Here is a 14983-nt window from a genome sequence, read left to right on the forward strand (position 1 = left end):
AACCATGCCGTCACTAACTTTTTCGAGGTTGCACCTATAATATTATCAGTAATTATAACACAATATTTGTCATTCCGACGACATTTCTTACAAGAAAAGTAAGGATAATTTCTCTGGAAATTTAGTATAAATCCTTCCATTATTCTTACTTCCTACCGATTATTTCAACCTCAGTTTCCATTTTTACTTCATATAAGCTAAAGATGGTATCCTTGACATGTTGAATTAATGCCAGCACATTCTCTGCAGTGGCACCTCCAGCATTTACAATAAAATTCCCATGCATTTCCGAAATCTTCGCACCGCCAATACTAAATCCCTTTAACCCAGCGGTTTCTATTAATTTCCCTGCATAATTCGGGAGTGGATTTCTAAAAATACTTCCAGCACACGGAAAATTCCATGGCTGGGTCTCTTTTCGATAATCTTTGTTTTTTTGCATTTGCGCCACTATGGCTGCTCGATCACCTTTCACAAGGTCAAAAACGGCTTCCACCACAATTCCTGGACGAGTTTTTTGTAGCACAGAGGTCCTATAGGAGAACCCCATTTCTTGATTTGAGAGCCATTCCAATTTTCCATCATCAAATAAAATATGTGCTTTGGTTAAGATTTTACTAATATCCGAACCATGGGCTCCTGCGTTCATATATACAGCCCCACCAACTGAGCCAGGAATCCCACTAGCAAACTCCAGTCCTGCGAGGCCCTTTTTGCTTATAAGTGTCGATAAACTGACAAGTGAATGACCACCGCCAACTGTAATACTTGTATCGTTAATCTCAAGGTGATCCATTCCAGAACTAAGCTTGATAACAGCCCCTTCAATCCCCCTATCTGACACTAACAGGTTCGACCCACGGCCAATCGCACGCCATGGTAATCCATGTTTTTCTATCACGCTCATAACGGTTTTTAAATTTTCAACCGATGACGGTTCAATAAAAAGGTCTGCAGGACCCCCTATTTTCATCGTTGTATGATTGGCTAATGGTTCATTTTCCTTAACCTTTCCGATATTTAAAGCTACTAACTCATTTAAGATTCCGTCCATAATTACCACCCTTACTTTCCTAGAAGCATTTAAATCAGTTTATGCTAAAAATCTTTTTGGGCTACTTTTGATTTGTGTTTACCAGTTCTTGCATTAAGGAATAAAGTCTTGTAGCTGAATCCGGAACACCCATTTTTTTAGCCTTTATTTTCATTTCTTTTAATTTATCATTATTTAAAAGAATGCGATCAATATGATTCACAAGACTATTATTGTTTAAGTCTTTTTCTAATAATAGTTCTGCAGCACCATGGTCACTTAAGGACCGAGCGTTTTTCTCTTGATGATTATTTGTTACATAAGGACTTGGGACTAAGATGCTTGGGATACCAAGTGAGGTTATTTCTGCAAGTGTCGTCGCTCCTGCTCTCGATACCACTAAATCTACCCCGGCAAGTACTTCTGGCATATTATGAATAAACGGTTTAATGACTACATTTTTAGGGTTTCCAATTAAGTCAACTTCCTTTTTGACATCCTCATAATGGACGTCTCCCGTAATATAAAGTACTTGATATGGTTTCTCAGCCAAATCAGCGAATGCCTTAACCACTGCCTCATTTATCGGCCTCGCACCACGACTGCCACCGAAGATTAAAACCACTGGCATGGTTGCACTAAGCCCAGCTGCAAGACGACCCTGAATCCCGTCCTTACCAATTACTTCAGATGCACGAGGATTCCCTGTAAAAACTGTTTTCTGTGCTGGAAAGTACTCTTTTGCCTCGTCAAAACAAATGGCAATCTTGTTTACATATCGGCTTAAAAATTTATTTGTTAAGCCCGGAACACTATTTTGTTCGTGAATGATCGTAGGGATGCCAAGCTTAGATGCAGCATACACAACAGGCCCACAAACATACCCCCCTGTTCCGATGACAATGTCTGGTCTGAATTCCTTTAACATTCTTTTACTGTCTTTCACACCTTTTAGGAAGCGGAGTACCGTTTTTACATTTTCAAAGGATAGTTTTCTCTTAAAACCTGTAATATGAATCGCTTTAAAATCAATATTTTCCCTCGGAACTAATTTGCTTTCCAAGCCATTAGTTGTTCCTATGTATAAGAATTCTGCCTCTTTGTTCTGTTTTTGTATTTCACGAATGAGTGCGAGAGCAGGATAGATATGCCCGCCAGTCCCTCCACCACTAACAACTATTTTCATTTTTTCCACCTCATTAACTATTTAACACCTAATGCCTACCCTATCTTACTATAAAAACAATCGAAATAACGCAAATGAAAAAAGAATGTTATCTAATTGTAAAGATATTATTTGATTAAAATAAAGGATCTGTTCGACTTGTAAGTTGATTTCCGCTCAAGGCACCTGCGGTTCGCGGGCGGTCCGGGGAGCCTCCTCGGCGCAAGCGCCTGTGGGGTCTCGCCAGCCCCGTCCTTTCGCAGGAGTCTTCGTGCCTTACGCTCCAATCAACAAAGTGGTAAAAACATATAGAGCTTTATTTAACATAGCTAAAATAAAAAGAACCCTGCCGCTAAACAGGGTGAAGGTTCATAATCTCGAATACCTGCTGATATTAAGGAGAACACCAATCGCCATTAACATCAAGGTCAAACTAGAACCTCCATAGCTTAAAAATGGCAAGGTAATGCCTGTAACAGGCATAAGACCTGTAACAACACCAATATTAATCATAACCTGAATCGCTACCATGGCGATTATTCCTACTGCTAGAAAACTGCCATATAAATCCGGTGCACCTAATGCGATTCGAATCCCTCTCCATAACAACAGTGCAAACAAAAGTAATATGAATGAACCACCAATAAAGCCTAGTTCTTCAGAAAGAATCGCAAAGATAAAGTCTGTCTGAGGTTCAGGCAGGTAGAAGAACTTCTGCCTGCTCTCGCCAAGTCCGAGCCCAAACAATCCGCCAGGACCAATCGCATAAAGTGATTGAATAATTTGAAATCCTGTTACTAACGGGTCCGACCACGGATCCAAAAAAGATGTGATCCGTTTAATTCGGTATGGAGCGGAGGCAATAAGACCAATAAATCCAGCAACTCCTAACAGTCCCAGAAAGGCAAAATGACTTACACGAGCACCTGCAATAAAAATCATCACAACACAGGTTCCCATCATCACCGTGCCTGTGCCTAAATCAGGTTGAAGCATGATCATTGAAAAGGCTAGAAAAGCAAGACCTAATGAAGGAATAAGTCCCTTCTTAAACGAAGTAATCAACTTTTGCCGTTCGGAAAGATACTTAGCCAAAAAAGCAATCATTGCCAGTTTCATAAATTCCGAAGGCTGGATTGAAAAGGCTCCTACACCAATCCAACTACGAGAACCATTTCTTTCATTTCCAATCCCAGGAATTAATACAAGAATAAGTAACACAAAACATACAAGTAGAAAGGTCTTGGACCAGGTCCGCCACGTCCAATAATTGATGTTCATTATGAAAAACATGGCAGCAACTCCAACTCCGGCAAAAAGAGTTTGCCTTTTTGCAAAGAAAAAGGAATCATTAAATTTATATTCAGCCCAAATAGCACTTGCACTGTAAACCATGATAAGCCCTATTGCCAGAAGCGTGAATGTTACAATCATTAAAATAAAATCAGGAGTTGTTCTCTTTGTCGGCACCACTATACACCTCAACTGCTAGTTTTAGGGCTTAGCTAGTAGGAATAAGCTGACCTTAGATGAGTGTCTAGCTCCAGCGCCCAGCGGCTAGTGTCCTTCGCACTTCTCCCTACGATAAGTCAACATCGAATCGCTATGCTCTTCGTGATTCCTTTATCTCAGTCGAAGTACTCCAGGCCATACGCCGCTAAACGGGCGCTTCCGCTTTTCGTTGGACAAGCCCTTACTTAAGCTTATGCACCGCATCGATAAAAATGTCTCCCCTGACCTCAAAAGTTTTATATTGATCCCAGCTCGCACATGCTGGAGATAATAATATCACGTCACCTGATTCAGAGTATCGATAAGCCTCAGGCACAGCCTTGTCAACATTATCGACACGCTTGATTCGTTTTATTCCCGCTTCATTCCCAATGCGTTCCATTTTAGGTGCAGTTTGCCCAAAGGTTATCATTGCTTTTACATTTTTTAAATAAGGAAGCAGTTCATCAAATTCATTTCCGCGATCCAAACCACCCGCAAGGAGAATTACCGGGGCTTCAAAAGCAGCCAAAGCATTAATCGTCGCCAAAATATTCGTTGCTTTCGAATCATTGTAAAACTTTCTTCCGTTCACTTCTCTTACGTATTGCAGACGGTGCCTGACACCAGTAAACGTTCTGAGAACCTGCTGGATGGCGCCATTTTCTACACCTGAAAGCTTTGCTGCAGCCATAGCAGATAAGATATTTTCAAGGTTGTGATTGCCCGGTAAAGCTATATTCTCTATTTCCATTACTTTATCATTATTAAACATAATCCAGCCATTAGATAGATATGCACCTTCAGTCAGCTTCTTCTTCGTCGAAAAAGGAATAATTCTGGCCTTAGAGTGACGTGCAACTTCTAATGTTTCTTCTTGATCGGCATTAACAATGAGATAGTCAACTTCAGTTTGATTTTTTGTAATGTTTGCTTTTGCAGCAATATATTCCTTTTTTGTCCCATGATAATCTAAATGGGCATCATAAAGGTTAGTAAGTATGGCGATTTTAGGTTTAAACGTGTCAATTCCCATTAACTGAAAAGAAGATAATTCAATGACAATCGTATTCTCTGCCGTTGCTTCCTCGGCTACCCCTGATGCCACTGTACCAATATTCCCTGCGATTAACGGGTGTTTCTGACCCTCATTTAGCATTTCATAAACCAAGGTTGTCGTTGTTGTTTTCCCATTGGTCCCTGTAATCCCAATAAACGGGGCTTCAGATATTTCATAAGCAAGTTCAACCTCAGTTATTACAGGAATCCCTTTTTCTATAGCACCTGAAATCATTGGGTTGTTATATGGAATACCAGGATTCTTAACAATTAACTCGAATCCTTCATCAAGAAGCTCAATAGGGTGATCACCACAAATTACTTTAATTCCTTGCTCTAGTAATCCCTGAGCCTCTGGATTTTCCGAAAATGGCTTTTTATCATTAACAGTTACAAATGCACCAAGCTTATGTAATAGGGCGGCAGCTGTTACCCCGCTTTTCGCCAAACCTAGGACAAGAATTTTTTTATGACTGAAAGAGTTAATCTGTTTCAATTATAACCACACCTCAATATAGATTCCTAGTATCGCAAGAATTAATCCAACACTCCAAAATGTGACGACAACCCGCCATTCCGACCAGCCAACTAATTCATAATGATGATGTAATGGGCTCATACGGAAAATCCGTTTACCCGTCGTTTTGAAGGAAATAACCTGTAAAATAACCGATAACGTTTCAATGACAAATACTCCACCAATGATAATAAGCAAAATTTCAAGCTTGGTAAGAATAGCAATCGTTGCAATTGCACCACCGAGTGCAAGTGAACCTGTATCTCCCATAAAAACCTTAGCAGGATGGGCATTAAATACCAAGAATCCTAGTACAGCGCCTACCACCGCTACAGAAAATATCGCAATTTCCATCTGGGATTGATTCCACGCAAGGACAGCAAGTGCACCAAATGCAATCGCTGCGGTGCCTGACACCAAACCATCCAGTCCATCTGTTAAATTAACAGCATTGGAGAAGCCAACTAACCAGAATATGATGAAGAAAATGAAAAACCATCCTAAATCAAATGTGGTATCCGTAAAGGGAATGTTTATTTCGGTAGAAAAACCTTGTTGCTTATAAATAAGATAAAAAATTACTGAAATAATGATTTGTCCTGCCAGTTTTTGTTTAGAAGTTAATCCTAAATTCCTTTTAAGAGCAACTTTGATAAAATCATCTAAAAACCCAAGCAACCCAAAACCAAGTGTAACAAGAAGCAACAAATAAGTTTTAACAGTCGGTTCAGAAAACTTACCTGTCATTACAAGTGTTGTAATAACAATCGAAAACAAAATCATTACACCACCCATGGTGGGTGTGCCTGATTTTATTTGATGGGATTTTGGCCCCTCCTCACGAATGCTTTGTCCAAATTTCAACCTTCTTAAGAAGGGAATAAAAACTGGAGAAAGCAATACCGAGATAAGAAATCCCATAATTATTGTGAAGAAAATAACTTGCTCGAGCATTTTATTCCCTCCTTTCAGCGTCGTATTTGCTAGTAATTTCGTTTAACATCACAGCTATATCATATGTTTCTTTATTTTTATTAAGAAGTTTTTTATTTGTAAATTTAAAGTTAGTTATTTCCATAATATTATCTGTTTCTCCATTTAATTTTTCAATATAACGATTTAGGATAGTTACAATCGCCTCTGCCGGGTCTGTTGTAAAGAATATTGGAAAATGGTTCGGTGTATAGCTTGGAACTTCGTGTCCTTGCTCCCAAATCGCGGCTATTGCTCCGTTAGAAATTGCCTCAGAAAGTTCCCCAGCGTTTTTATTTAATGATACAAATAATCCTTTTGGCTGTGCTGTATGAGATTGGTCGCAAACAGTAACAAATAGCAGGTTATCTTTTACTCCACGACTATTCTCAAATAGACTTATCAAGTCTTTTAAAGCTAAATACATAGCTATCTCCCCTCAATCGCTTCCCGAGCAACTAACCGATCGTCAAAATCGTGAACTACATTGCCAATAATTTGATAGGTTTCATGGCCTTTACCTGCGATTAAAATCACATCACCTGCTGATGCCTCACGAATAGCAGTTTGGATCGCTTCTTTCCGGTCAGGGATCATTCGGTATGCTGAACCTTGCACTCCAGCTTCCATGTCCTTTAATATTGCTAGTGGGTCCTCACTTCTTGGGTTATCCGAAGTTAGGATTGGATCTGAGGCCAACTGGCATGCTATTTGAGCCATCAACGGTCTCTTCGTCCGATCACGGTCACCCCCACAGCCAACAATAACGAAAACCTTCTTCTTAGCAAAATGCTGAACGGTTTTTAATACATTTTCAAGACTGTCAGGTGTATGGGCGTAATCAACAATAACCGTAAATTCCTGCCCTGCATTTACAAGCTCAAATCTGCCTGATACTCCTTTTACACTTTCGATCGACTGGATAACTGCCTTAATATCAATGCCAGACACAACGGAAGCCGCGATACTTGCTAAAACATTATAAACACTGAATTTACCAATTAATTGCATCTTAATCGGATATTTTTCCGATTGGACAACTAGCTCAAACTGGGTACCTGAAGAAGTCATTTGGATGTTCTTCGCTTGAAGATCAGCTTTATTGTCGATTCCATATGTAATAACATGTGCAGCAGTCGACCTGCGATACATATCAGAAGCAGGGTCGTCAGCATTTAATACGGCAAATTTAGGTTTTTGGTGATCAAATGTATTACCCAGCTGGGCAAATAATAAACTCTTTGCACGCTTATATTCTTCCATTGTTTTATGATAATCCAAATGGTCCTGCGTAAGGTTTGTAAACACAGCCACATCATAATCGCAGCCATGAACCCTGCCAAGATCTAACGCATGTGAGGAAACCTCCATTACTGCTATATCAACACCTGCTTCAACCATTTGTCTAAAGGTTTTTTGAAGTGTTAAACTTTCCGGGGTTGTGTTTTTAGTTTCAATCGTCTTGTCAGCTATTTTAGTATACATCGTGCCAATTAGACCTGTTTTTTGATTGGCATCGGCGAATATTTTCTCAATTAAATGGCTGGTGGTTGTTTTCCCGTTTGTTCCGGTAATTCCGATCAAGTGCAGGTTTTTTGTTGGCTGATCATAAAAAGCATCAGCTAGCACTGCCATTGCTCTCGTTGTATCCTTAACAAGAATGACAGGTACATCTAGTGATAACGGACGCTCAGCTAATACAGCTGCTGCCCCGCTTTTCACAGCAGATTCAGCAAAATCATGACCGTCTACTGTGTATCCCTTAATACAAATAAATAAGCTCCCGATTTGCACCTTCCGATTATCATTCTCAATCGAAGTTATCTCTGGATCCTCACCTAGATAAGGAACTAGAAGATGCAAATTCTTAAGCAGCTTTTGTAGATTCATTTCTCTCAAATCCTCTCATAACCGTACATACATATGACTAATTTTCACACTGGAAATTCCTCTTAAGAAAGTTCCATCTTATTTTACATTAAAACATTTTATTTTGCTATTTAGTAATCAAAGCTTAATGAAAAAATTAGGCGGCGGAAATCATTCCGACCGCCTCTACTTACATGAATTTTTAGTTACATTAATCTTCTTGACCAAAATAAAGCCTAATTTTTGACCCTTCTTTAACTTTAGCACCTGCTTCGGGAGATTGTCTTACGACTACATCACCCTCGCCACTAGCATCAATTTTTAGATTTATCAGTTGATCCATTAGCTCCATTTTTGTTAATCCTGTGAAATCCGGTAATTTTATTAACGGTGTATCTGGCCATTTCAGTTCCTTTTCAATTTGACCCTTCCGAGGTTTAATCCCCATCTGGCTCAAACTATCTTTCATTATATTACCAACAATTGGAGCACTGACTGTACCACCGAAGGCTGTAACTCCTTTTGGATTATCGACTGCCACATAGACAACAATTTGTGGATCATCTGCGGGAGCAAATCCAACAAAGGAAACGATAAAGTTATTTTCTAAATATCTCCCGTTCTTAGCTTTCTGGGCTGTTCCAGTTTTTCCTCCTACTCGGTAACCATCAACAAATGCCCTTCCACCGGACCCCTGGGCGACTACACTCTCAAGAGCATGGCGGATTTCTTTTGAAGTTTCTTCCGTAATTACCCGGCGTTTTTCAACTGGGGAATTTCTCATTACGACTTCGTTTGTAATTGGATCTACGAGCTCTTTTGCAATATACGGCTTATATAATATCCCGCCATTAATGGCTGCAGATACAGCCGTAACCTGCTGGATAGGTGTTACTGATACTCCTTGTCCAAAGGCTGTCGTTGCCTGTTCAACTGGCCCTACACGATCTAAATTAAATAAAATCCCCGTTCCTTCGCCTTGTAAATCAATACCGGTCTTCTGACCAAAACCAAAATCCTTCACATATTTAAACAATTTTTCTTTCCCAAGTCTTTGTCCTAATTCGACAAACCCAGGGTTGCAGGAATTTTGCACAACTTCTAAAAAGGACTGATCGCCGTGACCGCCTCGTTTCCAGCACTTTAACCTAGCTCCCGCTACCTGAACCGACCCTGAATCATGGAAATGTTCCTTTTCTAAATTCACTTTTCCTTCATTCAAAGCTGCTGCCAGGGTAATAATTTTAAAAGTAGATCCTGGTTCATACGTTGACCATACAGGGAGATTGCGGTTATAAACCTCTTGTGGTACATTTTGAAAATTAGCTGGATCAAAGGTCGGTCTGCTCGACATGGCTAATATCTCTCCGTTGTTCGGATTCATTGCAATGGCAACAATCCCGTCCGGGTTATATTTTGCGTCCGCGATATCCAACTCTCTTTCCACTATAGTTTGGATTTTTGAATCGATTGTCAGCTTCAATGCGAGACCGTTTGTCGGCTTCTCATAATCATCTGCCATATCGTTCATTCTTTCCCCTTTAGCATTTGCATAAAATTTAACTGAACCCCGTTCACCACTTAGCTCTTTATCATAATATTGTTCTAAGCCCATCAACCCCTGGTTGTCCACTCCTGCAAACCCAAGAACATGTGATAGATAGCTCCCCATTGGGTAATGCCGCTTAGAATCTTCACCAATATAGACACCTTCAAGTCCTAATGACCTTATTTCCTTAGCCTTTTCATGTGAAATTTTTCTGCCTTCCTTAATCCGAACAATTCTCTCTTTCAGGGTAATATCTCGATAAGCCTTTTCTTTTGACATATTTAAAACGGAAGCAAGCTTTTCCGCTGTTGTTGCCGGGTCTTTAATTTGTCTTGGAACAACCCAGACGGTTGGAGTACTAATATTTGTTGCCAGCGGTACCCCATTCCTGTCAACAATTTCTCCACGTTCAGGTTCAAAGGGAATATTACGGCTCCAAGAGTCTTTAGCACCTGCTGTTAGCCAATCACCAAGGACAAATTGAACATATCCTAGCCGGACATCAATAATTAAGAAGGTGAGAATACCAATGAATAGTGCAATCATTAATCGTTTACGAACAGTAACATTTGAAACACGCATAATTTGAACGACCCTCCTTTTTCTATCGTTCATTTATATGCTTGTACTTTTTCTCTTAGAACGCTGGTTACGGTCATTAGATAGGAAAAATCCCGCTAAGACAGCGGGATTCTATTAATCCTGGATTAGTTCATCTGTATTTTTCTCATGGGCATTTGTTTCTTCATTTTTTTCCTGATTCCACTGTTCTTCAGGAGTCTTTAAGTCTACGATTAAAAAATCTCCTTTTTGAACATGTGTTTTCGGTTTTATATTTTGCTGGGTTACAAACCCTTTACCCTTTGAATTTAACTTTAATCCAGCAATATTCGCAAACTTCATTACATCTCTAAGTGACCAACCTGCCATATCAGGGGCAATTATTTCACCATTCGTTTGTATGATTACTTTTTCACCCTGTAGAACTGTTGTCCCAGACTCCGGCAGATGCCTGACAACTTCTGATCCTTTTCCAATTACGACAGGTTCAATACCTTTTCCTTTTAGAGCAGCTACGGTTTCAGCAACCGATTTCCCCTTAAAATCTTCTAGTTTATTCAATTTTGCCTCTTCAAGCTGAGAAGGCTTAATGTTTAAGTAATGCAGGAGGCTGTTTTTCATGACTGGGTTAAAAATTGCCGAAACAGGAATTGCACCTTGACCAGTTTCAAGCCCCTCTAATTCAGGCTGTTGAACAGCAACATAAACTATTAATTCCGGATCATCCTTTGGTGCCATCCCTAAAAATGAGAACATATAGTTATTAGCACCTTGTAAATACCCGCCATTCGGTCCAGGGATATTAGCTGTTCCCGTTTTTCCAGCAACACTGTATCCATCAATTTTATAACGGCCGCCAGTACCCTTTGGTGAGGTAACAACAGTTTCAAGGATATCTCGCACCTCTTTGGCCGTTTCTTTTGAGATAGGTGTTGAAACAACTTGAGAGGATGATGATTTAATGACCTCACCAGTATCATGATTGACAATTTTTTTAACCACATGCGGTTTTATCATTTTCCCACCATTTGCAATAGCTGTTGCAGCTTGAATTTGCTGTATGGGTGTTATTGCTGTCCCCTGCCCGTAAGCAGTAGTAATTTTTTCAATCGGATAGGTAAATTGAATTTTCCCAGATGTTTCGTTGGGAAGATCAATTCCTGTGGGCTTATCAAAGCCAAACTTTGTTAAATATTCTCGGTACTTTTCAAAACCAAGCTTCTCTTTCGCTATTTTTGCAAAAGCAACGTTTGATGAACGCTGTACACCCTCAAGATAGGTGATCGGACCCCATCCCGAGTAATTATGATCATGAATTGCTTTATCCCTTTTCGTTACTTGATATGAACCAGATTGATAGGTTTCGTTTGGATTGAACACCTTTTCCTGGACCGCTGCAGCAAGCGTAAAAATTTTCATGGTTGAACCAGGCTCGAATGAAGTTTCAATCGCTTCATTATGCCAGCCGTCTTCAATTCCTTCTTTTGTTTTTGGATCAAAAGAAGGACGTTGTCCCATTGCTAATATTTCACCTGTTTTCGGATCGGCCACAATCGCAATGATTTTTTCCGGGTTATATTCCTTTGCTGCTTTGTTCATTGCATCTTCTAAAAAGGTTTGAATTTTTTGGTCAATGGTTAAATAAACATCATTCCCATTTTGGGCAGGTGTAATTTTTTCTTTTCCATCAGGAAGTATATACCCCCACAAATCACTTTCAAAATTAACCTTCCCATTTGTCCCCGTTAATTCATCATTTAAACTTTTCTCAATGCCCATTTTACCCACTGACTTAATACTTTTGTCCTTTTGCTCAATCCGGTCAGCATAACCCACTAAGTGGGAAGCAAATACACCATTAGGATAGAAGCGTTTGGAGTCACGGATAAATGTAATGCCGGGAAGTTTAAGTTTCTCAATCTTATTCTTTGTTTCGTGGGTAATATCTCTGCCTTTTTTGCCGAATTCAACCTGAAATTTATGATTTTTTATTCCTTTTGATAAGATACTATAAATCTCTGATTCGTCCATTTCTAGATATTTAGCCAATCCTTTTGCCGTTTTCTCCGGATCTTTTACGTGCTGAGGCTTTTTGGAATTAGTTGTCATCTTTTTATCTAATATCGCAATTAAGGTATATGCATTGGTATCTTCAGCAATTACTTCGCCATTCCGATCTAAGATATCGCCCCTTAGAGCAGCCAAATTCCCTTCCCTGCTATATTTTTCTTGTGCCTTTGCAGCAAGTGGCTGTCCATCAACCTCGCCAGTGATTTGAATTGAAAAATATCTGAAAAGTAAAACAAAAAAGAGCAAACCAAAAAATCCAAATAAAAGGGTTGCTCCTGCATTCATATAGGGCTGTTTCTTGTTCATTTCTAATGCACTACCTTGACGTTATTTTCGTTTTTTATTAGGCCCATTTCCTTGGCCTTCTTATAAATTCGATCGTACGCACTCAATTCACTTACTTGAACCTGCAAATCACTATTTACTTTCTGTTGTTCCGACACCCTTGATTCCATAATTTGTATATCTTTGTTAACATCATAAATTTTGGCCTGATTTGAAATAATATGAACCGCACCAAAACATACAAATCCTGCAAAGGCTATTCCAATAATTTTTTCCCCTGGAGTGAGCCAGGATTTTTTAATAATGACTTGTCTCTTTTGTTGGACTTTTTGCTCCGTGTGTTGCTGTTCTAATTTCTTCCTGGCAAGATTACTCAAACTTTTCCCCTCCAGCTTATTATCTATTTTTAAATCTAGGTTTGAATTTCTGGATTTTTTCTCACAGCTTTTCGGCAACTCTTAACTTAGCAGATCTAGCGCGATTATTTTGCTCTAATTCTTCATCAGATGGAAGGATCGGCTTCCGTGAAATTAACTTTAATATCGGTTTATACTCATCTGGAATGATTGGTAAACCTGGAGGTAAATTAGGAGTCTCACTTGCCTTCTTAAAGGCTGCCTTGCAAATCCTATCCTCAAGTGAGTGGAAGGTAATAACGCTTATTCTTCCCTCAGGGTTTAGCAAGTCAATTGCTTGATTTATTGACTTTTCAAACACCGCTAATTCATCATTCACGGCAATTCTGACTGCTTGAAAAACTCGCTTTGCNNGGCTGGAATTGCATCCTTAATCAACTCTACTAATTCTGCAGTCGTTTCAATCGGCTTTACCATTCTTGCTGCTTCTATTTTTCGAGCTATTTGTTTAGAGAATTTCTCCTCCCCATAGCGAAAAAAGATGCGCACCAAATCTTCATAGGCCCAATGATTAACCACATCGTAGGCAGAAATATCGGCTTCATTATCCATTCTCATATCAAGTGGTGCATCATGGTGATAACTAAAACCTCTTTCTGGAGTATCCAATTGCGGAGAGGAAACTCCTAAGTCGTATAGAACTCCATCCACTTTAACAATTCCTCGATTTTCAAGTTCTTCTTTCAAGTATAAGAAATTGCTTTTAATAATTTCTAAACGATCCCCATATTCAGCCAACTTCTCTTTTGCGTGTGCAATTGCAGTTTCATCTTGGTCAAATGCATATAGTTTACCGTGGGCTCCAAGTTTTGAAAGAATGAGTGAACTATGCCCCGCTCCACCCAAAGTACAATCAACATAAATTCCATCAGGCTTAATATTTAAGCCATCAACAGCTTCCTTTAACAATACAGTTGTATGTTCAAACATGTAGTAACCACCTTTTCCAATCGAACGATATATAACAGAAAATATATTAACATAATTTATCCATTATATATCAAAGCCAATCATATTTTCTGCAATTTCTGCAAAAGATTCTTCTGACTCGGTAAAATAGTCTTCCCAAATCTGTTTGCTCCAAATTTCAATTCGATTGGAAACACCTAAAATTACACATTCTTTTTCCAACTTTGCATATTGCAAAAGTGGTGCAGGGATATTAATTCTTCCTTGTTTATCGAGTTCACTCTCTGTTGCTCCTGAAAAGAAGAATCTAGTAAAAGCCCGGGCATCTTTTTTTGTCAGAGGTAAGCCTTTTAATTTCTCTTCAATCAGCCCCCACTCTGATAACGGGTAACCAAACAAACATTGATCCAAACCACGTGTAATGATAAACATGTCACCAAGTTCATCACGGAATTTGGAGGGCACGATCAGTCGGCCTTTATTATCAATGCTGTGATGGTATTCACCCATGAACATACCCACGACCCCCACTTTCTATTAAAAATGTACCACATTCCCCCACTTTCCACCACCCATTTTTAAACTATTCTTCTTAAAACCCTGAAATCCTTTTTTATCCAGAAATTTCTCAAAAAAAAACTTCACAGCTGTGAAGTTCAGATTATCGAGAAAGGTTGTTAGGATTGTCTATGCAAACTGGCCTGTTGATTTCCACTCCGGTCACTCGCTTTCCGTGGGGAGGTTCGGGAGCCTCCTCGGCGCCTTGGCGCCTGCGGGGTCTCCCGTGAGTGACCTCTATATCCCGCAGGAGTCGGGTGCCCTCCACTCCAATCAACATGGAGGCAAATCAACCTAATCATTTCCCACACTCTTTATCTACTCTTGCTAAATGGGTTGCAATCATTTTTATTTTTGGAAGGATGCAATAAGGAGAACCATTTCACTAGTATTCTGAAAGAAATTTCTATCTTTAATACGATGTTAGCAATTCCAGCTTTGGCTAGACATTTTTGGCTTAAACACTGAATTCACCACATATTTTTTATCTTTATTGTATTGCAGATCTTTATTGAATACACCTGTTGAT

11 protein-coding genes and 1 pseudogene are annotated in these 14983 nt (G+C 39.4%); all 12 read right to left on the minus strand.

From position 1 onward, the window contains the following. Window positions 1-145: 145 nt before the first annotated feature. Window positions 146-1054, minus strand: coding sequence for a UDP-N-acetylmuramate dehydrogenase (gene murB, locus V7659_RS08645; RefSeq protein WP_335539425.1), 909 nt, complete (start codon window positions 1052-1054; stop codon window positions 146-148). Between the two features lie 61 nt (window positions 1055-1115). Beyond that, on the minus strand, window positions 1116-2219 hold the full coding sequence (gene murG / locus V7659_RS08650) for an undecaprenyldiphospho-muramoylpentapeptide beta-N-acetylglucosaminyltransferase (RefSeq protein WP_335539427.1): 1104 nt from the start codon (window positions 2217-2219) through the stop codon (window positions 1116-1118). A 348-nt stretch (window positions 2220-2567) separates the two neighbouring features. Beyond that, on the minus strand, window positions 2568-3632 hold the full coding sequence (spoVE, locus tag V7659_RS08655; protein WP_396953631.1) for a stage V sporulation protein E: 1065 nt from the start codon (window positions 3630-3632) through the stop codon (window positions 2568-2570). A 259-nt stretch (window positions 3633-3891) separates the two neighbouring features. Further along, entirely contained in the window at window positions 3892-5244 is a 1353-nt protein-coding gene (murD, locus tag V7659_RS08660) for a UDP-N-acetylmuramoyl-L-alanine--D-glutamate ligase (RefSeq protein WP_335539430.1), read from the minus strand. Beyond that, window positions 5245-6219, minus strand: coding sequence for a phospho-N-acetylmuramoyl-pentapeptide-transferase (gene mraY / locus V7659_RS08665; protein WP_335539432.1), 975 nt, complete (start codon window positions 6217-6219; stop codon window positions 5245-5247). Between the two features lies 1 nt (window position 6220). After that, window positions 6221-6664, minus strand: a complete 444-nt coding sequence (locus V7659_RS08670) for a hypothetical protein (RefSeq protein WP_335539433.1) — start codon at window positions 6662-6664, stop codon at window positions 6221-6223. Window positions 6665-6666: 2 nt separating this feature from the next. Continuing rightward, the gene (locus V7659_RS08675) at window positions 6667-8127 is read right to left on the minus strand and encodes a UDP-N-acetylmuramoyl-L-alanyl-D-glutamate--2,6-diaminopimelate ligase (RefSeq protein ID WP_335539434.1); all 1461 of its coding nucleotides are present in this window, start codon (window positions 8125-8127) and stop codon (window positions 6667-6669) included. A gap of 190 nt (window positions 8128-8317) precedes the next feature. Then, window positions 8318-10237 carry a stage V sporulation protein D gene (locus tag V7659_RS08680; RefSeq protein ID WP_335539435.1) on the minus strand — a complete coding sequence of 640 codons (1920 nt, stop codon included), beginning with the start codon at window positions 10235-10237 and terminating at the stop codon, window positions 8318-8320. A gap of 114 nt (window positions 10238-10351) precedes the next feature. After that, on the minus strand, window positions 10352-12592 hold the full coding sequence (locus V7659_RS08685) for a penicillin-binding protein (RefSeq protein ID WP_335539436.1): 2241 nt from the start codon (window positions 12590-12592) through the stop codon (window positions 10352-10354). Window positions 12593-12594: 2 nt separating this feature from the next. Continuing rightward, window positions 12595-12948: a cell division protein FtsL gene (ftsL, locus tag V7659_RS08690; RefSeq protein ID WP_144548879.1), complete on the minus strand. Its 354-nt coding sequence runs from the start codon at window positions 12946-12948 to the stop codon at window positions 12595-12597. A gap of 61 nt (window positions 12949-13009) precedes the next feature. After that, window positions 13010-13917: pseudogene (gene rsmH, locus V7659_RS08695) on the minus strand (16S rRNA (cytosine(1402)-N(4))-methyltransferase RsmH). Between the two features lie 63 nt (window positions 13918-13980). Then, on the minus strand, window positions 13981-14412 hold the full coding sequence (gene mraZ, locus V7659_RS08700) for a division/cell wall cluster transcriptional repressor MraZ (RefSeq protein ID WP_144548875.1): 432 nt from the start codon (window positions 14410-14412) through the stop codon (window positions 13981-13983). Window positions 14413-14983 lie beyond the last annotated feature (571 nt).

Origin of the sequence: Neobacillus drentensis (assembly GCF_036966985.1) — a bacterium.
Lineage (GTDB): Bacteria > Bacillota > Bacilli > Bacillales > Cytobacillaceae > Neobacillus > Neobacillus drentensis_E.

Coding starts and splice junctions, on each gene's coding strand:
- mraY (WP_335539432.1), bottom strand. CDS start 6,219: ATGCTCGAGCAAGTTATTTTCTTCACAATAATTATGGGATTTCTTATC.
- V7659_RS08670 (WP_335539433.1), bottom strand. CDS start 6,664: ATGTATTTAGCTTTAAAAGACTTGATAAGTCTATTTGAGAATAGTCGT.
- mraZ (WP_144548875.1), bottom strand. CDS start 14,412: ATGTTCATGGGTGAATACCATCACAGCATTGATAATAAAGGCCGACTG.
- V7659_RS08680 (WP_335539435.1), bottom strand. CDS start 10,237: ATGCGTGTTTCAAATGTTACTGTTCGTAAACGATTAATGATTGCACTA.
- murG (WP_335539427.1), bottom strand. CDS start 2,219: ATGAAAATAGTTGTTAGTGGTGGAGGGACTGGCGGGCATATCTATCCT.
- spoVE (WP_396953631.1), bottom strand. CDS start 3,632: ATGATTGTAACATTCACGCTTCTGGCAATAGGGCTTATCATGGTTTAC.
- V7659_RS08685 (WP_335539436.1), bottom strand. CDS start 12,592: ATGAACAAGAAACAGCCCTATATGAATGCAGGAGCAACCCTTTTATTT.
- V7659_RS08675 (WP_335539434.1), bottom strand. CDS start 8,127: ATGAATCTACAAAAGCTGCTTAAGAATTTGCATCTTCTAGTTCCTTAT.
- murB (WP_335539425.1), bottom strand. CDS start 1,054: ATGGACGGAATCTTAAATGAGTTAGTAGCTTTAAATATCGGAAAGGTT.